General features: G+C 35.4%; 25 protein-coding genes and 2 pseudogenes. 10 read left to right on the top strand and 17 right to left on the bottom strand.

The window, feature by feature from the left end:
• Positions 1-3 precede the first annotated feature (3 nt).
• From pyrR to gshB, 5 genes are all read right to left on the bottom strand, one after another.
• On the bottom strand, positions 4-519 hold the full coding sequence (gene pyrR / locus Q9M50_01855; GenBank protein MDQ7089377.1) for a bifunctional pyr operon transcriptional regulator/uracil phosphoribosyltransferase PyrR: 516 nt from the start codon (positions 517-519) through the stop codon (positions 4-6).
• An 83-nt stretch (positions 520-602) separates the two neighbouring features.
• Positions 603-1,055, bottom strand: a complete 453-nt coding sequence (ruvX, locus tag Q9M50_01850) for a Holliday junction resolvase RuvX (protein MDQ7089376.1) — start codon at positions 1,053-1,055, stop codon at positions 603-605.
• Complete coding sequence (locus Q9M50_01845; protein MDQ7089375.1) at positions 1,048-1,608, bottom strand: YqgE/AlgH family protein; 561 nt, start codon at positions 1,606-1,608, stop codon at positions 1,048-1,050. Before Q9M50_01845 ends, ruvX begins: the two co-directional genes overlap by 8 nt.
• A gap of 117 nt (positions 1,609-1,725) precedes the next feature.
• On the bottom strand, positions 1,726-2,715 hold the full coding sequence (locus Q9M50_01840; protein ID MDQ7089374.1) for an energy transducer TonB: 990 nt from the start codon (positions 2,713-2,715) through the stop codon (positions 1,726-1,728).
• A gap of 3 nt (positions 2,716-2,718) precedes the next feature.
• On the bottom strand, positions 2,719-3,663 hold the full coding sequence (gene gshB / locus Q9M50_01835; protein MDQ7089373.1) for a glutathione synthase: 945 nt from the start codon (positions 3,661-3,663) through the stop codon (positions 2,719-2,721).
• 155 nt (positions 3,664-3,818) lie between these two features.
• On the opposite strand from gshB, the gene rpmB reads away from it, so the two are divergent.
• Positions 3,819-4,055, top strand: a complete 237-nt coding sequence (rpmB, locus tag Q9M50_01830; protein ID MDQ7089372.1) for a 50S ribosomal protein L28 — start codon at positions 3,819-3,821, stop codon at positions 4,053-4,055.
• Positions 4,056-4,067: 12 nt separating this feature from the next.
• Positions 4,068-4,223 (top strand): 50S ribosomal protein L33, encoded by a 156-nt coding sequence (rpmG, locus tag Q9M50_01825; protein MDQ7089371.1) that lies wholly within the window; start codon positions 4,068-4,070, stop codon positions 4,221-4,223.
• A 197-nt stretch (positions 4,224-4,420) separates the two neighbouring features.
• On the opposite strand, the gene Q9M50_01820 is transcribed toward rpmG, so the two are convergent.
• The 5 genes from Q9M50_01820 to accA form a co-directional block, all read right to left on the bottom strand.
• Positions 4,421-5,407 (bottom strand): cyclic nucleotide-binding domain-containing protein, encoded by a 987-nt coding sequence (locus tag Q9M50_01820; protein ID MDQ7089370.1) that lies wholly within the window; start codon positions 5,405-5,407, stop codon positions 4,421-4,423.
• Positions 5,408-5,427: 20 nt separating this feature from the next.
• Positions 5,428-5,766, bottom strand: a complete 339-nt coding sequence (locus Q9M50_01815; GenBank protein MDQ7089369.1) for a hypothetical protein — start codon at positions 5,764-5,766, stop codon at positions 5,428-5,430.
• Between the two features lie 49 nt (positions 5,767-5,815).
• Complete coding sequence (locus Q9M50_01810; GenBank protein MDQ7089368.1) at positions 5,816-6,364, bottom strand: CAP domain-containing protein; 549 nt, start codon at positions 6,362-6,364, stop codon at positions 5,816-5,818.
• A gap of 103 nt (positions 6,365-6,467) precedes the next feature.
• Entirely contained in the window at positions 6,468-6,890 is a 423-nt protein-coding gene (locus Q9M50_01805) for a bacteriohemerythrin (GenBank protein MDQ7089367.1), read from the bottom strand.
• A 495-nt stretch (positions 6,891-7,385) separates the two neighbouring features.
• A complete protein-coding gene (accA, locus tag Q9M50_01800) occupies positions 7,386-8,354 on the bottom strand; it encodes an acetyl-CoA carboxylase carboxyl transferase subunit alpha (GenBank protein ID MDQ7089366.1) in 969 nt (322 codons plus the stop codon).
• Between the two features lie 505 nt (positions 8,355-8,859).
• On the opposite strand from accA, the gene Q9M50_01795 reads away from it, so the two are divergent.
• The 3 genes and pseudogenes from Q9M50_01795 (at position 8,860) to Q9M50_01785 (ending at position 11,247) form a co-directional block, all read left to right on the top strand.
• Positions 8,860-10,062, top strand: coding sequence for an ISAzo13 family transposase (locus Q9M50_01795; GenBank protein ID MDQ7089365.1), 1,203 nt, complete (start codon positions 8,860-8,862; stop codon positions 10,060-10,062).
• A gap of 23 nt (positions 10,063-10,085) precedes the next feature.
• A pseudogene (locus Q9M50_01790) lies at positions 10,086-10,307 on the top strand (hypothetical protein).
• 22 nt (positions 10,308-10,329) lie between these two features.
• Positions 10,330-11,247 (top strand): hypothetical protein, encoded by a 918-nt coding sequence (locus tag Q9M50_01785; GenBank protein ID MDQ7089364.1) that lies wholly within the window; start codon positions 10,330-10,332, stop codon positions 11,245-11,247.
• Positions 11,248-11,780: 533 nt separating this feature from the next.
• Here Q9M50_01785 and Q9M50_01780 read toward each other — a convergent pair.
• Together Q9M50_01780 and Q9M50_01775 are read right to left on the bottom strand one after the other, a co-directional pair.
• Positions 11,781-12,458 (bottom strand): transposase, encoded by a 678-nt coding sequence (locus Q9M50_01780; GenBank protein MDQ7089363.1) that lies wholly within the window; start codon positions 12,456-12,458, stop codon positions 11,781-11,783.
• A gap of 6 nt (positions 12,459-12,464) precedes the next feature.
• Complete coding sequence (locus Q9M50_01775; protein MDQ7089362.1) at positions 12,465-12,881, bottom strand: hypothetical protein; 417 nt, start codon at positions 12,879-12,881, stop codon at positions 12,465-12,467.
• 281 nt (positions 12,882-13,162) lie between these two features.
• Here Q9M50_01775 and Q9M50_01770 point away from each other — a divergent pair, with 281 nt between their 5' ends.
• The 3 genes from Q9M50_01770 (at position 13,163) to Q9M50_01760 (ending at position 15,172) form a co-directional block, all read left to right on the top strand.
• Positions 13,163-13,681 carry a transposase family protein gene (locus tag Q9M50_01770; protein ID MDQ7089361.1) on the top strand — a complete coding sequence of 173 codons (519 nt, stop codon included), beginning with the start codon at positions 13,163-13,165 and terminating at the stop codon, positions 13,679-13,681.
• Between the two features lie 26 nt (positions 13,682-13,707).
• Entirely contained in the window at positions 13,708-14,091 is a 384-nt protein-coding gene (locus Q9M50_01765) for a transposase family protein (protein MDQ7089360.1), read from the top strand.
• 196 nt (positions 14,092-14,287) lie between these two features.
• The gene (locus Q9M50_01760; GenBank protein ID MDQ7089359.1) at positions 14,288-15,172 is read left to right on the top strand and encodes a transposase; all 885 of its coding nucleotides are present in this window, start codon (positions 14,288-14,290) and stop codon (positions 15,170-15,172) included.
• A 246-nt stretch (positions 15,173-15,418) separates the two neighbouring features.
• On the opposite strand, the gene Q9M50_01755 is transcribed toward Q9M50_01760, so the two are convergent.
• The 5 genes from Q9M50_01755 to Q9M50_01735 all read right to left on the bottom strand — a co-directional run bounded on the left by Q9M50_01755 (position 15,419) and on the right by Q9M50_01735 (position 21,451).
• On the bottom strand, positions 15,419-17,113 hold the full coding sequence (locus Q9M50_01755; GenBank protein ID MDQ7089358.1) for a SulP family inorganic anion transporter: 1,695 nt from the start codon (positions 17,111-17,113) through the stop codon (positions 15,419-15,421).
• A 76-nt stretch (positions 17,114-17,189) separates the two neighbouring features.
• Positions 17,190-18,449, bottom strand: a complete 1,260-nt coding sequence (locus Q9M50_01750; GenBank protein ID MDQ7089357.1) for an FAD/NAD(P)-binding oxidoreductase — start codon at positions 18,447-18,449, stop codon at positions 17,190-17,192.
• Between the two features lie 151 nt (positions 18,450-18,600).
• A complete protein-coding gene (locus tag Q9M50_01745) occupies positions 18,601-19,653 on the bottom strand; it encodes a cytochrome c peroxidase (GenBank protein ID MDQ7089356.1) in 1,053 nt (350 codons plus the stop codon).
• A 64-nt stretch (positions 19,654-19,717) separates the two neighbouring features.
• Positions 19,718-20,341, bottom strand: coding sequence for a DUF1264 domain-containing protein (locus Q9M50_01740; protein ID MDQ7089355.1), 624 nt, complete (start codon positions 20,339-20,341; stop codon positions 19,718-19,720).
• A gap of 24 nt (positions 20,342-20,365) precedes the next feature.
• Positions 20,366-21,451 (bottom strand): MBL fold metallo-hydrolase, encoded by a 1,086-nt coding sequence (locus Q9M50_01735; protein ID MDQ7089354.1) that lies wholly within the window; start codon positions 21,449-21,451, stop codon positions 20,366-20,368.
• Positions 21,452-21,715: 264 nt separating this feature from the next.
• On the opposite strand from Q9M50_01735, the pseudogene Q9M50_01730 reads away from it, so the two are divergent.
• Both Q9M50_01730 and Q9M50_01725 read left to right on the top strand, forming a co-directional pair.
• Positions 21,716-22,648, top strand: a pseudogene (locus Q9M50_01730) (sigma 54-interacting transcriptional regulator).
• A gap of 299 nt (positions 22,649-22,947) precedes the next feature.
• Complete coding sequence (locus Q9M50_01725) at positions 22,948-23,160, top strand: cold-shock protein (protein MDQ7089353.1); 213 nt, start codon at positions 22,948-22,950, stop codon at positions 23,158-23,160.
• Positions 23,161-23,265 lie beyond the last annotated feature (105 nt).

Raw genomic sequence — 23,265 nt, 5'->3', positions numbered from 1 at the left:
TGATTAGGGGTTGTTATACGATTGTATATGGACCTTTAAGGATTCAGGACCCGTTAATTTTATTCGCATTCCTTTCGGTAAGGTGAGTTCAATCCCTGCGCAGTCAGGTTTAAGGGGAATTTGCTGGCCATTGCGTTCGATTAAAACCGCTAAGACGACTTGGTTAGGCCGTCCAAAATCAAAAATTTCATTTAAAGCCGCGCGTATGGTTCGCCCTGTATAAAAAACATCATCGACAAGAATAATATCACGTCCCTCAAGACTTAGGGGAATTTGGCTGGATTTCGTCTGTGGGTGCATTCCTATTTGAGAAAAATCATCACGATAAAAAGAAATATCCAGTAAGGCTAACGGCTCTTCAATTTCAAGGCGTTGATGTAGTTTTTCAGCAATCCATACGCCGCCACTATGAATTCCTATCATAATGGGATTTTTTAATTCACGCTCTTGCGTTAGCGATTTAAGTTTAACCTCAAGCTGATTAAGCAAGAGAGACACATCTAGGTTTTCATCATTCATAACTTATAATTTATCTTCTTTCTATTTTTTAAGTGATATTCCCTAGCGGTGAAAAAACAAGGTTTTCAGAGAGGATGTATCTTTTATTTATTAGCCGTCGTGAGCCAACTTTGTAGTATAAGCTGGGCGGCGAGTTGGTCTTGTACTTCCCATAGTTTAGTGGCACTTAACTTAAGTTCATCATAAAGCAATTGTTTGGCTTCAAACGTCGATAACCGCTCATCTTGTTGATAAGAAGGCCGTCCAAAACGACCTTCTAATTGACGACAAAATTTACGCATTCGAGGCGTAATAAGGTTATCTGAACCATCCTCTTGTTTCGAGATGCCGACGACAAACCCAACGGGCTGCCATTGTTTTATTAATTGACCGATGATTTCCCAATTAGGCACTTGATTAATGGATTTAATGGTTTGTAAAGGACTGGCCGTGGCGGTTACTCGTTGACCGACCGCTACGCCAATTTTTTTACTTCCAAAATCAAAGCCTAAATAGGTGTCCCCTGTTAATTTAGCCGCTAATGGATCGTTAACCATGACCTGCCATTGATGTGAGTAAGTTAATATCAATGCCAATTAAATTGGCGGCGGTTGTCCAGCGTTGGCTGACAGGGGTTTCATATAAAATAGATTTTTCATAAGGGGTGTTTAACCAAGCATTACTGACAATTTCTTTTTCTAATTGTCCCGCGTCCCATCCCGCATAGCCTAACGCAATTAAATAATTTTCAGGGCCTTGGTCAAGTGCAATTGCTTCTAAAATATCCCGTGAACTGGTTAACGAAACCACGTCTGAAATAGCAATCGAAGACTCCCAATGATCTGAGCCTGTATCATGAATAATAAACCCACGCTCCATTTGCACGGGTCCCCCTAAATGAATCGGGGTTTTACAGCTTTTCTCGGAGGCATCTTTTATTCCCATTTGTTCAAAAATATCGCCAAGATTCATCGTCGTTGGACGGTTAATAATAATACCCAATGCCCCCTCATCATTGTGCTGGCATAGATAAGTCACTGTGTGAAAAAAATCTTTATTTCTTTGTGCTGGCATAGCAATCAGAAATTGATTATTTAAAAAATGATTCATAATTTAAGTTGAAAATAATAACGGATAATAGAAATTTAAGGGGCTTTAGAAAACCTAACGAAAAATAGTTTCGTATCACAGCGTTAGGAATTTACGCCTTTAAAGGCACACGCTAACTCACAGGGCTAAACCTGATTCATCAGTAAAACGCCAGACCCTGCGAATCACCAAAACATCTAACTGATTTAATATTTGTTTGGGCAGCGGTGAAAACGGTTCACTCATTCTAACAATACGTTTAGCGGCATCATCTAGGGCTTTATTTCCAGATGATTTTACAATTCGAATTCTGTAAATACGCCCGTTCGCTTTTATACCAACATCCATCGACAAGGTGCCAGAAAATCCTTTTTCGCGGGCAATTTTTGGGTAATTAAGATTCCCAATGCGTTCAACTTTTCGTTCCCAATCTCTAACATACTGGGCCGCAACATATTTATGCGCACTGATTGAATTTACAAATTTAATGTTAGTTTTTTTAGCACTTTGTTTTAAATATTTAACCCGCTCACCCAGTTGTGCAATTTGTCGCTCTAGGGCTTCCATAGAAAGTTCTGCAGGTTTTGTATTTTTTGTGGTTTTTTTAGACCTCTTTTTCTGGGGTTTAACCGTGACCTTTTTGACTTTTTTAATTTTGTTTTTTTGAGTAATAACACGGTGAGCCGCGATTTTTTTATTTTTAGGTTGTTTTACTTTCGTTTTTTTTTGTTTCTTTTTAGGCTGTTTTACCTTGGCCTTGGATTTTTTTGGTTTCTTTTTAGGCTCTTTGACGATTGCTTTCGCTTTGGCTTTAACCTTTGTTGGTTTCTTTGTGGCTATTTGTGGAATCTTTTGTTGATTCGGTTTCGGCTTTTGTTTTTTTAACCCTGCCCCAATTTGATTTTCTTGGGCTAAATAATTCGCATTTTTAGGTTCTTTACGAACGGCAGAGTTAACTAATGTAATTTCAATCGCTTTGCTGACTTTTTTAGGTTCAGGAGAGGTGAAACTAACCCCTAATAAGAGAACCAAATGAAATAAAAGTGCAATAAATATCCAAAGTATTAATGAGTCCGAATGATAGCTTTTCCCATTCTCCCCACTTAGGTTAAAAAATTGCAAATTCATTGACTAAGCCACAGTTTGTTCAATATGATCCATTAATTGCCCTGCAATATTTAAATTAAATTCACGGTCTAATTCTTGTACACAGGTTGGACTCGTGACATTTATTTCGGTTAAATAATCACCAATGACATCTAAACCCACAAAAATAAGTCCTTTTTCTCTTAACGTTTCGCCCACTTGTTGAACAATCCATAAATCACGTTCGGATAAGGGTTGCCCTTTCGCATGGCCCCCTGCGGCTAAATTGCCTCGCGTTTCACCTTTTGCAGGGATTCGCGCGAGCGCGTAAGGAACGGGTTCGCCATTAATGAGTAAAATGCGCTTATCTCCATGCTTGATTTCAGGTAAATAATTTTGCGCCATAATATAGCGGCTTTTATTTTCCGTCATGACTTCTAAGATAACGGCTAAATTAGGATCCCCTAGGCGCACATGAAAAATAGACGTTCCTCCCATTCCATCAAGCGGCTTTAAAATAATTTGTTGGTGTTCGGCTAAAAAGGCTCTAATGTGTTTAGGCTCTCGAGAAACAAGGGTATCAGTACAACATTGAGGAAACCAAGCGGTAAATAGCTTTTCATTGGCATCACGCAAAGATTGCGGCTTATTAACCACATAACAGCCCATCCGCTCTGCTTGCTCTAATAAATAGGTTGCATAAATATATTCTTGATCAAACGGCGGATCTTTACGCATGATGATGACATCTAATTCCGCTAAGGGAATAATTTTTTCATCCTTGAATTCATAATACGCCGAAGCCCGTTCAACGGTTAAAACGCGTACCCGTGCAAAGGCACAGCCATTTCGCAAAAATAAATCATTAAGTTCCATGTAATAAAGTGTCCAATTTCGTCGCTGGGCTTCGAGTAGCATCGCAAAACTGGTATCTTTTTTTATATTAATGAGGTCAATAGAATCCATGACCATTCCGAATTTAAGTGTCATTTAAAATCTCAATTAATCGAGGGAAAAACACGTTATTTAATTTTTTCGTGTTCGTCTAAAATATTTATTTTACTGTTTATGGTTTACCTAAAAACAGTTTTTTGGTATAAAGGACGGCTAACTTTTGAATCACGGCACATCCTAAAGAGGTTTTCATGTCCAGAATCTGTCAAGTTACAGGCAAACGTCCTGTTACAGGTAATAACGTATCACATGCGCACAATAAAACAAAACGTCGTTTTAATCCTAATTTACATCAACATAAATTTTGGGTAGAAAGCGAAAATCGTTGGGTACGCCTAAAAGTTTCGGCTAAAGGAATGCGTATCATTGATAAAAAAGGCATTGATGTTATTTTATTAGATATCCGCAAACGCGGCGAAAAAGTTTAAGGAGCTTATAAAATGCGCGATATAATTAAATTAGTCTCATCTGCAAAGACAGGTCATTTTTACACCACGACTAAGAATAAACGGACCATGCCAGGAAAGATGGAAATAAAAAAGTATGATCCTGTTGTTCGTAAACACGTCATGTACAAAGAAGCTAAAATTAAATAATTACTGACATCCTTCATTTTTCAGTTTAAATCGGAGTCCAATAGCTTTAGCTGTTGGCGAGTTACGAAAATAGCTAAAGCTATTTTACTCCACACTCTGTTTTTAAGAATAAAGTGTAAACTACTTTTAAGCTAAATGAAGGATACCTAATTACGCTTCTCTTTGCTGGAAATACGAGTAAAACCATAGCATTCTTGTTATGGTTTCGCCGCTCTGTTCTGCACTTGTTCCCATTTCAACTGATAGTCGGTTGCCTTTTTAAACAGTAATTTGTTTTTTTCCTTCAATACTTTTTGTTCTTTTTCAAGCTCACTATATTTTCCCCTAAGCTCAATTAAAGCTAACTTTAGCTTATGATTTTCACGAGCCAATACGGCATTCATTTTCTTTGAGTCAGCGATAGAATCCGCTGTTACTGTTCGAGTCTGATCCGCTATTATAGTTCGAGTCTGCCCCGTTTTCTTCAATGCTTTCTGAGCTTTTAGTACCACCTCTTTCGATACATAGTTCAACCCATTCTTGATTATTTTTACCTGAAAGCCGTAGGTTTTCATTAAAAATGCCGCAGATTCACTGGTTTTACCGTCTTCACAAATAATGATATAGAGCTGATTTTTATCTAATGACTTTAATTCCATTCGTAGGGTAAACAGAGGCGCATTCAGTGCATCAGGTAAATGTAGTTTTTCATATTCATCGGGCGGCCTGACATCTAATAATAAAGCCCCTTTATCCTGCCACAGTTCCCATTCAATAAAGTCAATAAAGGTCAAGGAAGGCTCTTTAACCAGCTTTAAAAATTTATCCTTATGAAATCGCAATAAAATCATTTTAGACAAGGCTGTGACGGTTTCAGCGCGAGGTTCACCTGAAATCAAGGCACTTTCACCAAAACTATCCCAAATTTGTAATTTAGCCACTTTTATAGCTTGGGCATGTTTTGAGTTTTTATGGGTAACTAAGCACTCGCCTTTTTTAATTAAATAATAGTAACTACCTAGGCCTCCTTGCTCAATAATAACCTCATCTTTTTCAATAATAACTTCTTCAAGCTCTTCACTGATGGTTCGCAAATTAGCAGGCGGAAGTGAACGAATAAGGGGAATCATCAGCAGGGTTGCAATACAATCCACACTATCTGCTTTTTTTAGCCGCTTTAATTTCCAAGTGCTCTTTTTTTTCAAGCTCTTTAGGATCGGGAGGTTTAATAAAAATAGTATTTAAACGTAAAAAACTGACGGAGCTTTTTTGCAACCGCATCAACTTTTCGGGGAAATTGATGGGCAATCGCAAAACGAGCGGAATCAGAGCCTGATTTTATGTCTTCCATTTTTAAAAGCCCGGACTCTAAGGAAACATCACCGTCGAGTAGATAGATTAAATCATTATTTGTTTCCCCACGTTTAAATAAAAATTCACCTGAACGGGCCGTTTCAATGACTATTTTTCCACAAATAACCTTGAAAATATTATGCGGCATCGTTGAAAAGGGAATCATTTTGCGAATAATGTGTGCTTCGGGTGAGTCTATAGTGACCGACATGGAATTGTCTTAATGAGCGTGGGTTGTGATTAAAAAAACTATCATGGGATCAATAGGGTTTTTGTCCCATGTAATTTCCTGCAGGATTATAATGACAAACAACGATTAAATGATGATTGCAAATTGCTTTTGCACACCCTAATTCGGTCGTAGACTGCCATACTATTTGAGTGTAATGACCTACTTTACGCCAATTTTCTGAGTTTAAAAAATTTCCCTTATAATCGGCCTTTTCCTTTTCCCATGATTTGATAGCATCGATCACCTTGTAGTGCTTTAATGCGCCCATAAAAAGGTTTTCACCATAATTAGAATGTTTATTATGCTGTAACGTACACCCTGTTTGAGCTAAATTTTTTGCCCAAACTTGAGCCTCTTGAGCCATTTCAGTAGACCAGCTTAATGGCTTAAGGTTAGCGTCCTTTCTAATTTTATTATGCGCCTTTAAAAGAGCAAGGCGTTCGCTTTCATTTAAGGCATCGGTACTATTGCTTTTTTCGATTTTAATAACAGTTTTTGTGGTTTTTATTTTTTGATTATCACTAGGCGTACACGCAGAAAAAAACGCCAAGAAGATAAAAATTAACAGTACTTTCATTGATTAATAACCGCCTAAAACTAAAATTATTTAATAGTTCAGCGTAAAAGAGCCTTTGTTTATGGAAACAAAAAATTTTATACGTTGAGCTGTGTTGTTTGATTTAACTGAATTGATCGTCTATTCCATTTTTTTTCATGTATTCATGATATTTATGGTCAACGGTAAGAATATGATTTTTTAACCATTCTAAGCCAACGGTTGCAATTTTTATAGCAACAAAGATAGCCATTCCATGCTCAGCTTCGCTGGCAAAACCGTTAAGTTGATCAATTAACTCCTTGTGTAAAACCTTATGCTGTTCTAAGTCAGGATAGGCTATTTTAGCCATAATCTTTTCTTCTTTTTCAAAATGATAATGGGTATAGTCTAAAAGCTCATCAATTACTTTTAAAATCAACTCGTCATCTGCCCCCTCATCCATCAAAGAAAATAGTTTATTTAAAATATCAAAAAGTTTTTTATGATGGTTATCTAAAGATGTAATCCCCACACTATAATCTTGATTCCACTGACATACTTTCATATCTTTTCTCCATTTCTAATACGGTTATTTATTATTAATTTTTTATAACAATAGCAAAAAAACAATTTTATTGATTGTATTTTCACAAAAAAATAATGGTTTTTTTATAAATCCCAAAAACAAGTTAAAAATAATGAGCCGTCTAAATTAAGGCCGCATGGGTCGTAAGAGAGTCTTAATAACCTATTAAGGCGTGTGTAAACTTAATGATTTCCAAAATTAACCGCTCTAAGGCCTTAAGTTTAACCGTTAAAAAGGGTCTTAGGAATAAACGATTAATAACGCTCGAAAATCATATACAAAATTAAACATAGTTTTGTAGACTGGGGTTAGGCTTATTTCGCTGACGAAATAACGTAACCCCGCTGGGACTCGCTACAATAAAATTTAGAAGCGTATTAAATTATTATTCCTTAACCTAGATAAATCACTTTTTTAAAACCAATCAAAAGCAACTAAAACGGCGTGTTTACCTTCTTAAAAAGTAGACCTATTTTATTTGGTAACCTCTTCTATAAACACCCCAAAACGCATAATTCGTTGATAGCGTTTGTCTAATAGAGTCTCTATATCATCACTTTTTAGCTCATCTAAATGACGAATTAAGGCTTCACGTAAATTTAAAGCTGTTTTTTGAAAATCACGGTGGCCACTTCCTAAAGGTTCACGAACCACTTCATCAAGAAACCCTTGTTCTCTGACTCGATCCGAAGTAATCCCCATCGCCTCTGCGGCTAATTTTGATTTATCAGCACTTTTCCATAAAATAGAGGCACAACCTTCGGGGGAAATAACCGAATAAGTGCTGTATTCAAGCATAATTAAACGATCGCCGACTCCAATGGCTAAAGCACCACCTGACCCACCTTCACCAATAACCGTACAAATAATAGGTGTTTTGAGTGTTGACATCTCAAATAAATTACGTGCAATCGCTTCACTTTGCCCACGCTCTTCCGCCCCAATTCCAGGGTAGGCACCGGGGGTGTCAATTAAACAAATAATCGGTAAATTAAATCGTTCGGCCATTTTCATGACCCGCAATGCCTTACGGTACCCTTCAGGACGAGGCATCCCAAAGTTACGGTAAATTTTTTCTTTGGTATCGCGTCCTTTTTGATGGCCTATGACCATTACGGGTTGACCTTCTAGCCGAGCTAACCCACAGACAATCGCAGGATCATCAGCATAAGTTCTATCCCCATGCAACTCACAAAAATCAGTAAACATGTATTTAATATAATCCAGCGTATAAGGACGACCGGGATGTCTTGATAGTTGTGAAATCTGCCAATCGGACAAATTAGAAAAAATAGACTGGGTTAAGGCTAAACTTTTATCTTTTAATTGTTTTAACGCATCTGAAATATTAATGTCATTTTCAAGCTCCACGCGACGTAACTCGTCTATTTTTGCTTCCAGTTCAGCAATAGGTTGTTCAAAATCGAGAAATTTTAGATCCATGATAGTTGTCTTAATATAGGGTAGAAAAACGTCAAACATTGAAAAATAAAGCGATCAATGCAGAGTAAGGTTCGATTATGTATTTTATCTAACTTTGTCATGCAGTTTTCATTTTTTTCTATATTTTTATCAAAATAAATGATTTTTTTTGAGTGTAACTCGAATAGATTTATGGATAACCTTGGAAGCGAGTGGTTTAAATTTAAATTGACTAAGGGTGATGGCGTGTAGATTAAAGTTATAAGCGACGGAGTTTTTACCCTATTTTATCCTTAATTTATTTTAATAACTGATGTTACGTAAAAAATTATAAATAGTTAAATAATAGGCCATAAACATTTTTGTGGTTTGGAGTGAAAAAACAAGTTTTTTCACCGACCTTCAAAATCGAAGTATTGGCTGTCAGGAACCGTGTGATTATATACCGACAAGAAGCGGGTCTTTATTCCAAGCAAAAAGCATAATGTCGGAAGTTCTCAACGCTATTAAAAATTAACCAAATCCTATGGCTTATCAACTACATTCTGAAGCACGCACAACACCCAAGATTCGAGCTGAAATTCAGGCCTCAACACTTGGTCTGACAAAGTTAGCTAAAAAATACAATATCACCAAAGCAACCGCTTTAAAATGGCGTGGACGCGATGAAGTTGAAGATCGTTCGCATCGTCCACACAAACTTAATACCACCTTGAACGAGGCTCAGGAAGATATTGTCGTTGAGCTGCGCCGCTTTTTACTGTTACCGATTGATGATTTGTTAGTTGTTACCCGCGAGTTTATTAACCTCGATGTTTCTCGCTCTGGATTAGGACGCTGCTTAACCCGTCATGGCGTAGGTAATATCAGGGCTTTAAGAGCCGAACAGAACCCAAGTGAAGAGAAAACAGTCTCCAAAAAAGCGTTTAAAAATTACGCGCCTGGCTTTATTCATATCGACATCAAATATTTACCCAAAATGCCTGACGAAGCCCATCATCGTTATTTATTTGTCGCCATTGATAGAGCCACACGTTGGGTTTACTTTCGTATTTATGCTGACCAAACCCAAGTCAGTAGCGTTGATTTCCTACGGCGGGTAACTGAAGCTTGCCCCGTTCACATTAATAAAATATTGACGGATAATGGTACTCAATTTACTGATCGCTTTACCAGCAAGGAAAAGAAAGCTACAGGCAATCATGCGTTTGACATCACTCTGGGAGTCAGTCATGATACCTCTGAGTTTGCCTGCGAATGTATTCGTCAATGGTGGTTAGAGCATGGACAGGCATTGTATGAGGGATCGACAAATTTATTGATACTATGTGACTGCGGTGGTAGTAATAATGCACGCTATTATATTTTCAAAGAAGATTTGGAAAAATTGTCAGAGAAATTAAAGATTAATATTCGTATCGCCCATTATCCACCGTATACATCGAAATATAACCCAATAGAACATCGCTTATTTCCGCATATTACAAGAGCTTGCAAAGGCGTTGTTTTTAAAAATGTTGAATTGGTTAATAATTTGATGGCAAAAGCCAAAACTACTACAGGCTTAAAAGTATTTTCGAGCATTCTCAATACAACCTTTGAAATAGGGCGTAAAGTAGCGGATGATTTCAAAGAAAATATGCGAATTCAGTTTGATGAATTCTTGCCTCAATGGAATTATGTTGCCGTCCCTGTTGACCTTGTATCTTCGGGTTTTATTAAATCCTGAGTCCTAAATAAACAAACCCACTCTTCACCAGTGCGGCTGAACTTGAAGCTACTTTATATGCCTATTTGAAAGTTTACAACCACCAAATTCCGCAACGTGCCTTAAACCATCAAACACCAATACAGGCATTAATGGAATGGCAAAAAACAACCCCCGATATTTTTACTAAAACCGTATATAATCATACGGGTCTTGATAGCTTAAAACCTATGGTTAGGCGTAGGCGTAAACTACTAACTTTTTAACTTTTTATATTTTAACTTTATAATGACACACAAATTACCCTCTTTAAAAGCGTTTGACGCGCCTGTAAAAGTATTATTTACAGGTTATCTCACTGCTGTTGCCTTTGGCTATTTTTTTGCTCTTATTCAAATTTTATTCACCCATGGAATGGCGGATGGTAAATTTGGCTTATCGGTTGATGACATTGTTTATAGTTATTATGGTAACCGTTCGGGAACAGTATTAGAAACCAAATTAAATGGTTCAATGAAAGATAATGCTATTGAAAGTGAACGGTTTAAGATGATTCAATGGGCTAGAGACGGGGCTGAAGAATCAACTTATGTTTCTACGGGGGTGAAAAAAATTATTGATAACAAATGTGTGATGTGTCATCACGAAGGCGCGTCAGGGATTCCCGATTTTACCGAGTTTGAGAATTTAAAAGAACGCACACATCAAGATGAAGGAGCGACCTTTACATCATTGACGCGTGTATCTCATATTCATTTATTTGGTATTAGTTTTATTTTTATGTTTGTAGGATTGATTTTTAGTTTTTCAGAAACCAGTACTGTTAAATATAAATGTATTGCCATTGGGATGCCCTATATTTTTCTCGTCGTTGATATTTTATCGTGGTGGTTGACCAAATTAAATCCTATATTTGCATGGCTGGTTATTTTTGCAGGCGGGGGAATGGCGTTTTCTTTTGGTTTTATGTTGTTAATTTCATTACTAGAAATGTGGTTTTATAATAAAGTCTTTCTTGATGCAACAGGACAGCGTTATATTCAATGGAGTGTTTATGTTGAATCACACTTAAAAAAACTTGATTGTGAAACTACACGTTGTTTTGTAAAAAAATTGGCTTATTTTTCCAAAAAAGGAGTTGTTTTTATTTGGAAACAAGGACTAGTACGAGGGTTTTATTTTATTAAATCCTTTAAAAAAGAATAAATAAAGCGCACTAAAAATCTAAAATACTGGGTCGCCTTTTAGGCGGCTCTATTTTTTAATTTTAAAAGGTTAGCGTTAATACTGACATTGAGCGGCTATGACTCATAAGAAAGTTGATATATCTCTGCCACCGTTCCCCCAAAAAGAAGCAAGATTTTCTGTCGCAAAGGTGTAAGCCCTTCAATTACTTGCTGCGTCTTCTTTTCAGTGGAAACCTCAAGACAATGAATGCCATACAATAACTGAAAAACCAGCAACTCCCGCCCCAAGTATTATTTTTTTATTTTAAAATGAGTACAAAATTTTATGAATAAGTCACCCTTCGGCAAGATAAACCGACTAAATTTACTAGGTAGACTATTTTATATTAATACGCAAGAAGAAGAAATTATATAACCTTTAATTATTTTATGAGCTATCAAAACCCTCTTTTATATCAATATTAGGTTCTAATATATACGGCTTATGTTTATTTATAATTGATAAATAAAAAATTTCCCAATCTGGAATAAAATAAGACAGGAATAAAGCTGTCATTTTATGCCATAAATAAGTTTTTGTTCTAAATTTTTTCTAGCGTTTTTAAATAATTCACAACATTCTTCTTGTACTTGATCAATTAGAAAAGCTAACATCATTAGCATTGAAAATACTGTTGCTAAATGAATTTTTCCATGACCATAATTATGTTCAAAGTTATAACCTTTATTCTTCAGCGTATTAAAAACTTCATTTTCAACTTTCCAGCGTGACCTCCCAGCTTTCATTATTTCAAATACATTATCTTTTGTTAATTCAATATCACTAACCCATGTTGCATAAAAAATAGAGTCGCCATTTTCATTTACTTCCCAATACTCTAAAAAATTAACCAAGACATCTGAATTACTTTTATTAAGAGCTAAATCATTTATAAATCTAAATCCATGAGTTATTTTTGTTTCTTTATTATAAATTTCTAATTCGTTATCTTCATTTGATTTTATTTTTTCTTGTACGCTATTAAATAAATACTTATGATCCCCTTCTTTTACGCCAATGATATATTTGTAACCCAATGAATTTAATAGCTTAATATTTGGAGCTTTACTATGTAACGCATCCTCAATAATTAAAATAGGTAATCTAGGATGCTCTTTTTTAATATTAGTTAATAGTCTTTTTGAAGCATTTAATTCACAATCATTCTTTGTTACATTATTTTCTTTTATAATAGCTTATGGAGCAAAGGGAATTACTATTTTTTTATCGGGATGAACAATAGCTGCCGCTAATAATTGATGATAATAACTCACATCTCCATTTTTATGATTTTTAACACAGCATTCTGGACAGCTCACCTTATTAGAAGAATATTGTCCGGTTGCATCAACGGTAACAATATAATATTTATTTAAATATTTATATTCTTTTAATGTGCCACTTCTCTGTAGTTTATTTAAGATTGATACAAATGCGGGACGTAATTCTAATGGGTTTATTGGGTCTAATCTATCGCGCATTTGTGTGTCACAAGGCGTATTATTAATTCCAAAAAGATTTTTTAAGTTTTGCTTTATTATTTCTTCATTACGCTCTTCATTAAATTGTAACAATGATGAATGTTTTAATAAAAACATGGCTAATGCAGACATGAGTACATCTGATAAAGAGATACTGATCTTTTTTTTTGATGTTCAGGAATAGCCGAAAAAATAGAACGTACTATAGTCAGCAGATTCGGAATTGACAAATCTTTAGAAACAATAGACTTGTTCTTCTAAATAAAATATATTAAAATCAATTGCTTATATATACTTGATAACATTCACAATCAGTTGATACAGCCTAATAAATAAACTTTAAATTAAATTATTAAAAATAATAAATAAGCTTTATAATAAATTTCTATAAAAAATAAAAATCAAAGTATAACATGAAAATAAAAGAAATTTTACCAAGAATTTATGATGATAGACAGTTAAGAGCTTTAACAGGATTAAAAACAGAACATTTTATTTTACTATTATCTCTATTTGAAAAGACCCTTATTGAAGATCAAAAAGAAAAACATGAAAATAAAGAAAGAAAATACGGTAGTGGTTTAGATAGCACATTAAAAACACCCGCAGACAAATTATTATTTATATTAAATTATATGAAGTGTTATTCTACTTTCGATCACTTAGGGTTTTCTTTTAATATGAATAAATCATGCGCTCATACTCATGTATACAAATTATTTCCAATTTTAATAAAGACGTTAGATATATTTAATGTTTTACCTGCAACAAGTTTTTCAACCCCTGAAGAAATGCAGCAGGCTTTTGGCGGAGTTCAAACATTGATAATAGATGCTACAGAGCGTGCTGTACAACGCCCTAGTGACTATGAAGAACAAAATGAATTTTACAGTGGTAAAAAAAACAGCATACAATTAAAAATACCACTATAGCTTCTTTAGGTCATTTAATTTTATATATTGGGGTTAGTTTTCCAGGTAAAAATCATGATTATGGAATGTTTAAAAAAGAATTTAATCCAGAATTAAATTGGTTTAGTAATTTTAATATATTTATTGATTTAGGTTATTTGGGGTTTAATAATGAATATAAAACTAATTCGGTAAATATTCCTCATAAAAAACCAAATAAATCTAAGCATAATCCAAACCCAACATTAACTGAAAAACAAAAAAAAGAAAACAAAGAGATGAGTCGTGAAAGAGTCATTGTTGAGCATGTAATCGGTGGAATGAAAAGATATAGATGTCTAGTTGACAAGTTTAGAAATAAAAAAGAAGGTGTAAAAGATTTATTTTCTTTTTTAGCGGCTATCCTATGGAATTTTAACATGATATATTAACTTCTTCTTAAAGAACAAGTCTAATACTTCGGACAGTTTTAAAAGTAGAGGAAATCTTCAATTCATAGGAAAATGTAGTTTCTAAAGCAACAATTTCCTGAAAAGAAGATTTCCATGCAACTAATAGAAACGATTTTAGAAAAAATGTCTAGTGGTTCTAAACCACAAAAAAATTTTATCTAGCCTATTAAGTAATTTGATAAGCTTTAGAGGTAAGGCTAACTATACAAATCTCAGCCGTTACAATGAGTTATCAGAAAAAACCTATCGTCGATGGTTTAATAAAAAGTTAGATTTTCTTAAATTTAATCAGGTAGGTAATAATGAAATTCTTTCAACGTCGGGACAAAAAATAGCGGCTTTAGAGTGTAGCTTTGTTAACAAAAGTGGTGAAAAGACTTATGGTTTAGCTAAGTTTTGGGATTCTAAACAAAAGTTTACCCATGGCGTGATCGCTAAAGGTTACCATCAAATTGGAAAATTACGTTGTGATGCTAATTTACGTTTACTCTACGAAGGTGAGCAAAAAGAAAAAGGTCGCCATAAATGTTATGACAGTAAGTGGATTGTGGGTGAGACGAGAAAATTAGAATTAGCAGGTAAACAGGGTGGTGTTAAAATTTATACAGCAATCGTTAATTCTGTCTCATTGAAATGTAATATTCGCATCGCTTATTTAGTTAAAACAACGTCACAAGGTACACGTTATGCCTTGTTGTTTTCAACAGATACAGAGATAGATGCAATGACACTTTATAATTATTACAAGGCACGGTTTCAGATTGAATTTCTATTTCGTGATGCTAAACAATTTACAGGACTTTGTGATTGCCAAGCACGTTCTGAACCTGCTTTACACAGCCATTTTAAGGCAAGTTTTACTGCGCTAAATTTGATTAAATGGCATGACCGACTTTTAAGTCCTAAACGAAAACCAATTTCAATCGGTAGCTGGAAGACTATATTTTTCAATGAGTTATCGATTGAACGTATTTTATTAAACTCTGGGGTAGACCTGAGTTTAATAAAATGCTCTTCTCAATACAAGGAGCTTTGTAGCTTCGGGGTTATCTCGCATTAAAACTGTCCGAAGTGTTGTAGAAAATGACAGCATATTATTTTTCCTTTTATTTTTAAATTAAAAATCTATTTAAACTATTATATGATATAAATGCGTCATCTAATAATATTTCACTTACATTTCATGCAATCACGATTTTCTTATCTGCTTGATATTTATAGATATTTTTGTGGGAGCGGGAATTGCTGGAGAAAAAGTGTCAACTACTTTTTGGGTATATGAAGGATGCCCGTTATTTTTATAATTTTAAGTTAATGCCTTAACCGCATCGGCTGTTTGAAAAAACACCTGACCTGATTTAAGTCTTTCCAGAAAAAAGGTAAGTTTCAATTTATCCATTACAGGTCCTTTGACCTCAGATAAGTGTAAATTGATCCCTTGTTGTTGTATGCTATGAGCAGTAGCTTCTAAGGCCTCTAAAGCAGTACTATCTATATAACTTACTGAAGTAAAAATTAAAACAACATGTTTAACTTGACGGTTTTTTAATCGCTCTAAAATAAAATCTGATACATAATCGGCATTAGTAAAAGTAATATTCTCATCAATTCGTAATAAAATTAAATTTGACCAAGTTTTTACCTTATGGCGTTGAGTATTACGATAATGTTCACTGCCTTCAACTAGCCCTACTTCAGCAATATGCGGATGACTTATTTGACGTAAATAATTAGCAATAGTTAAAACAATACCTAACATCAAACCTTCTTCAATCCCTAAAATAAGCACCCCTAATAAAGTAACGATTTCTACCATCCCATCGCCCCGATCATAACGCCAAGTTTTAATAATATGCCCTAATTTTATTAACGGAAAAATCGCCATTAAAATAATAGCCGCTAAAGTTGCTTTAGGAATAAACTCAAAACCATCACTCGCAAACACAACCGCAAAACTTAACAGCACCACCGCAATAAGCATCGCCATCTGGGTTCTCGCCCCTGCGGTAAAATTAACCATCGTCCGACTAAATCCGCCTGCAACCGACATTCCTCCACTAACAGCTGTGGCTAAATTTGCAAATCCAATAGCAATAAGCTCTTGATTAGGATCAATACGTTGATGACGCATATTAGCCGTTATTTTAGCAATAGCAACACTTTCAATATAAGCAATAAGCGCAATAAAACCCGAATAGGGTAAAAGTAAAGACCATTTATTTGAGCTAATAAAATCAAGGCTTAAGGTTGGTAGTCCGCCTTTAATTGCGCCAACAATAGCCACATTTTCAGTATTGGAAAGATTATAATAGCTAACTAATAAAGTGGTAATTACTACAACTAATAACGGCGCAGTTTTACTTATACCGATGATAATGGCTTGGCTTAGACCCGTTTTTTTCAATAGGCTAATTAAGGGCTTATTAAATAAAATTAAAATGGTTAAACTTAAAAGCCCTAAACTTGCTGCCGCTACATTAAAAAATTGTAGACTCTGTTGATAACATTCTATATTAATCCCACAATGCCGTTTTGGAATCCCTAATAATTGTGGAAGTTGGCTAAAAATAATAAGAATACTCGCCCCACTGGTGAACCCCGTTAAGACAGGATGACTAATAAAACTAACTAAACCCCCCATGCGTAAAACCGCCATTGCTAAAAGTATAAGCCCACTTTCAGCCGCTAAAATAATTGCACTTTCCACTGGATTACCTAACGCATTAATATCAGGTGAAGTTAAAACACTCGCAATCATAATGGCAGCAATTGAAACCGGTCCGACCGACATGGTACGACTTGTGCCTAATAACGCATAAACAAGCGGGGGAATAATACTGGCATATAAGCCTAATTGAGGCGGCAATCCCGCTAACATCGCATAAGCAATACCTTGAGGAACAAGCAGAATTGCGGTGATTATTCCTGCAAAAACATCACCGTTAAAGTCAGTTTTAGTATAACTTTTCAGCCATCCAATGATTGGAAAAAAACGCGTCATAGGGTTTATCAACAAGAAAGATTATAAAGTAAAAAAGAGCCATTTTGAAAATGGCTCTTTTCAAGGAGAAATTAAATTATGATTCGGTATCGTCTTTAACTAATTTAGCACTATATTTTTCTAAATTCGGAATATCAAAACGTGAACCTTTTAACATCAGCTGCCAATACATCCATGGAAATCCCATGGTTTTACCAAACCACCACATCCAACTTTCTTTACGGGGATCAAGAAAAGGAAAAGAGGGCGTTACTTTGCCGCCGTAAGAAAATTCAGCCAATATCACGGTATTAAGTGATGTCGTTAAAGGACAAGAACCATAGCCATCATAGCTTTCGACAACCGCCGAATTATTGATTAATTTTAAAATATTATCAACAACAACAGGCACTTGTTTGCGGATAGCCGCCGCCGTTTTAGCATTCGGCGTATTGGTAACATCGCCTAAACCAAAAATATTACTATATCTCGTATGCTGTAAGGTATTTTTATGCACATCAACCCAACCCCCTGCAACTAAAGGACTCTTTTTAATAAAATCAGGCGCACTTTGAGGTGGAGTAACATGAATCATGTCAAATGGCTTATCAACGGTAGTTTTATTACCTTTACTATCCGTCGTTTCAAAAGTTGCTATTTTATTTTCACCGTTAATCGCGACTAAATTATGCCCAAAATCACAATTGATTCCATAATTTTTCACGACTTTACTAAGTGCTTTTGCAAAGAAAGGTACGCCAAACATCCCAGGGCCTGCATTACAAAACCGCACATCAATCGCATCACGAATGCCTTTTTTAATAAAACGATCCGTGGCTAAATACATAATTTTTTGGGGCGCACCTGCACATTTAATCGGCATCGGTGGTTGGGTAAATAAAGCCACGCCAGATTTTATATTTTTAACACACTCCCATGTATATTCAGTCGTTTCCGCCGAATAATTACTGCAAACACCATTTTTATTCAAGGTTTCTTTTAGACCTTTGATTTTATCCCAATCTAATTGTAATCCCGGGCAAACCACTAAATAATCATAGCTAATTTTATCGCCCGAACGCAGCGTAACGCTATTATCATCAGGTTGAAAGCTTTCTGCATAGTCCTTAATCCACTTAACAGAAGGACTAATTAAATCGGCTTCATTTCGCGTTGCTCTTTTTAACGTATAAGCTCCCCCCCCAATAATGGTAAAACCAGGTTGATAATAATGTTTTTCTGAGGGTTCAATAATAGCAATATCAATCATTTTGTCTTGACGACGCATATTATTGGCAACGGATACGCCAGCCGCGCCCCCGCCTACGATTAAAATGCTATGGTGTAGTTCTGACATTGAGGTCTCCAAAAGGTTATTGTTATTGTTGTCGGCTATAAAAATAGCTTAAAGGTTACAGCCGCTTTAGATGTCATACATCTCAAAAGTCGTACTGATTCGCTTATGATAATGTAGTTATTCACATAGTTCATTATCTATAAATAGTTACTTAGTTTGATTTAGTTACTTTCACTTTGATAGGTGAGGTCAAGTTTTGTAAAAAATTTTCTAAATCTTGTTTTTCTTGCACTGTAAAATTAAGAGGGAAAATAGCTGAATCAAGAAAAGGGTTTTTATTACCGCCTTTATCATAATATTCAATTACTTCCATCAACGTTTTCATACTGCCATCGTGCATATAGGGTGCTGTTAAAGCAATATTGCGTAAGGTTGGGGTTTTAAATTTTCCTATATCACTGATTATTTTAGTCACGCTAAATCGACCTAATTCTGAACTTTGAAGCGACGTTAATGAATCGGCTATTTTCCCTTGTTTCATCATCGCAAAAAAAGGTTTTAACTGTTTTGAACCAACACCAATATTATAAAACCGATTATCGGTAAAACGGGCATTATTCCAAGAGATTTCATGACAATTTGCACAATTGCCTTTGCGTCTAAAAATTCTTAATCCACGCGCCGCGCTTTTAGATAATTGACTTCGATCTCTACCAAAATAATATTGATCGAACTTAGAATTTCCTCCGATTAAAGTTCGTTCAAAACTGGCAATCGCTTTTCCAATATGAAGGGTGCTAATTTCATTAGTATTGAAAACCACTTTAAAATCACGTCGATAATCAGCATCAGCTTTTACAATATTGATGATTGCTTGCGAGTCTTTTAACCCATGCTCAATAGGATTAGTTAATGGCCCTAAGGCTTGTTCTTCTAAAGTTTTAGCCCGCCCATCAACGAAAAAACTTTGATAAAAGGCGGCATTCATCACTGTAGGTGCATTACGTGTGCCTGTTAATCCTTTGATTCCTTTAGCCGTTCTTAAACCATCAGTAAAAGCTTTATCTGCATGATGACAACTGGCACAACTAATTGATCCATCTGCACTCAAGCGTTTATCATTAAATAAACGTTGCCCTAATTTTATTTTTTCAGGCGTTTGTAAATTATCTTTGGGTATAATTAAAGAAGGAAGTCCTAATAAATTATTTGCCAATAAAATTCTTGGTACAAATAAAATAAAAATTATTATTAAAAAACGCATCAGTAACTCCTTCTAAACGAGGGTAGAGAGAGAATACAGCCCCTAACCCTACGCTACATAAAAATTAATCTTGTTCAGGCATATCTTGAACAATCATGACATACGGCTCACCTAAAGGCATATCATCTTGAGGCTGTTTAAAATAAATGACTTTTCCGTAAGTTTCGTTGATCGCAGGGAGAATTTTTGCCGCTTCCTCATCCGTTAAATCAGGAAAAGTGGCATGTGCGCGAGGAATTTCTATTTTATGATAATGCCAATATTTTTTCTCATCTTCAGGTAATTTATTAAATTGTGCAGTGGTAATAATATATTCAAATCCCATCGGTTTATCTTGATCTTTCATCCCCGAATGAAACATTAAACATAACAAGGTTGAATCTTCATAAGCTTTACAATGATGATGCACAATCGTTTGTAATTTAGGATCATGAATATCATGGGTATCAGGTTTTAAATGTCTAATGGCTTGAATATGTAAATCATTAAAGCCTAAATGATTCGGATACTCTTTTTGACGGGGATTAAAGGTTTCATTATAAACTTTTTCTCTAGGCGTTTTGCTTAGTAACGCTCTAATTTTTTCAATGGTATTCGCACTATCTGCGGCTGTCGTCTTAACTTCTGCATTCGCATAAGTTGATGCTGTGATTAATAGCAAACTACTTATAAATAATTTAAGTTTCATTTTTTCCTTCCTTTATATATAATTTTATAATTTATTAGACCATGCCTCAAATCCTCCTAGCATAGACATAACATTGTTATAGCCTAATTCTTGTAAAGTTTGTGCCGCTAATGCTGAACGCCCTCCCGTGCGACAATAAACTAAAACCGCCGTAGATTTATCGTTTAATTCAGAAAAATTAGCGACTTTAAACTCTAAAACACCGCGCGGTAATAAAACCGCATCATCAAGATGCCCTGCGTTATATTCTTCGCCTTCACGAACATCAACCACTGTAATATTACCTTCAGCAATAAGTTTTTTAGACGTTTCAACGGTCACTTCGGTAATCACTTGTTTAGCAGCGGCAACTTTATCAGCCCCCGTTCCTAGATTACGTTTAGGTAAGCTTAATTCTCTACGAACTACCGCATCTTGACACTCATCGGGATCTAAACCACAATAACGGTTTGCAGGAACGGCTTCGTTAATGAGTTTTGGATGTGGTAAATTTAGGTTTTCCATAATCTCAATAAATTCTGCGCGCGATTTATCGGTTAATCGTGGATTATTGGTTTTTTCTTGTTGAATCGTAGAAACCCAACGTCCTTGATAATCATGACCGGGATAAACCAAAGTATCATCAGGTAAGGTAAATAAACTCTGCGTAATGGCATCATACAACGCCCCCGCATCACCGCCTTGAAAATCAGTCCGACCGCAACCGCCAACCAATAAAGAATCCCCTGAAAGCAAACGATCACGCCATAAAAATGAAATGCTCCCAGGTGTATGTCCTGGAGTTGAAATAACTTTAATTTCTTCGTCACCAAATTCAAACACATCACCATCTTCAATCTGAACATCAGCAGTTTCCGCGCCACATAAACCACTCACGGCGGTTTTAGTGCCTGTTTTTTGACGTAATAAGCCCCCCGCAGTAATATGATCGGCATGAACATGCGTTTCTAACGAATACTTGAGAGTTAACCCTTCCGATGCTAATAATTGCAGATAAACATCAATCTGAGTGTTAACGGGATCAACAATAACCGCTTCTTTGGTTTTTAGGTCTGCAATTAAATAGGTGTAAGTCCATGTTGCATCGTCAAAAAGCTGTCTAAAAATCATGGTGTTCTCCTGCTAAGAATAAAGGCTATTAAAAATATACTAACATTACTTTGAATTGCAAGGACAATGCCAAATCCACTTTATTCCATAAGTAACTGTAATTCAAGTTATTTTTTATTTTCATCATCGGCTAAAACTGTTATCATGTTTCAAAAACGTTTCAATGAAACCTTTATAGTGAAACAGAATGAGACAATAATGAAACAGGGCCTCCCTAAATCTAAAAATTGGTTGCAAACCATTGAAGCCAACACCTCTTTACAGCAAAATTTTCATGGCATTTTAAGTCGCGCACCCCAGATGCAACCTGTCTTTCAAATTATTCAAAGTGCGGCAAAAACTGAAGTCACCGTATTAGTCCGTGGGGAAAGTGGAACAGGAAAAGAATTAGTTGCACGCGCTATTCATAGCTTAAGTTCACGCTGTAATAAACCTTTTATTGCCATTAATTGCGCCGCATTATCTTTAAATTTATTAGAGAGTGAATTATTTGGTCATGTTCGGGGGGCATTTAGCGGGGCCATTAAAGATCATTCGGGTTTATTTAGCCAAGCCGAAGGAGGAACTTTATTTTTAGATGAAGTCGGTGAATTACCTTTGGAGTTACAGGCAAAATTATTACGAGTGATTCAAGAAAAAACCTATACCCCTGTCGGAGGAACACACATTTATTCCGCCAATGTTCGCTTAGTTGCAGCGACTCACCGATCCTTACGTGAAGAAGTTAAAGAAGGACGTTTTCGAGAAGATTTAATGTACCGTTTACGAGTAGTGCCTATTTTTTTACCCCCTTTGCGTGAACGTCGTGAAGATATTAATTTATTACTCGCCCATTTTATTGAATTACATAATCAAAAGGGGTTTCGTCAAATAGAAACCATTGACCCCGATGCGATGCGCGTATTACTCGATTATCAATGGCGGGGTAATATTCGAGAATTACAAAATGTTTTAGAATACGCATTTGTTGTTGGGCAAGGAACGATTTTACGCCTCTTTGAATTACCGCCAGAGTTTAGAGAGATCGCCCTCTCAACTCAAGAGACGGTTAACATCATTCCGCCGAGCGTTGGTAATGAAAAAAATGCGATTGAACAGGCTTTAAAAGCGTCTGATGGAAAAGTAACAAAAGCGGCTAAATTGCTTGGGATGAGTCGCGCTACTTTTTGGCGTAAACGTAAACGTTATGATTTATGAACTGATGTTACGCAGAGGAGTGAAAATCAAGTTTTTTCACGTTTGTATATAACGACGGAGTCCAATAGATTTAGCTATTGGCGAGTTTTTAAAACAGCTAAAACAGGCCCCATCAAAAAATATTTTTTCAGTCCAAATAATCTAAGTTCGTACTTAATTTAGGTCACTTCAGAATGATTTTAATTAGCGAAAGATAAAATCAAACCGTATCCATGCGATCGCTATGAGATTGTGTTAGAATGGTATTATCAATCTTTTATTGATATGAATTTAAATTTAAGACTTAGGAAAATAATAAAATGAGTAAATCTGCTGGTACAGTTAAATGGTTTAATGCCGATAAAGGTTTTGGTTTCATCACACCTAATGAAGGTGGCAAAGATCTTTTCGTTCATCATTCTGAAATAAAAACTGGTGATAGCTATACGACACTTGATGAAGGTCAAAATGTTGAGTTTGAAATAACTCAAGGTGAAAAAGGACCCTGCGCGAATAACGTTATTCCTATTTAAAAATTAAATAAGCGTTAACTAATTTCTGAATTAGTTGTCACTTTTATGTCGGGTCATTTTTTTTAAACATGACCTGATATAGTTATCATAAAAATTATTATTTTA

The sequence above is a fragment of the Methylococcales bacterium genome (genome assembly GCA_030949405.1).
GTDB lineage: Bacteria > Pseudomonadota > Gammaproteobacteria > Methylococcales > Methylomonadaceae > WTBX01.
Note: the sequence above shows the minus strand (reverse complement) of the source record. Positions and strands in the feature narration are given on the sequence as shown.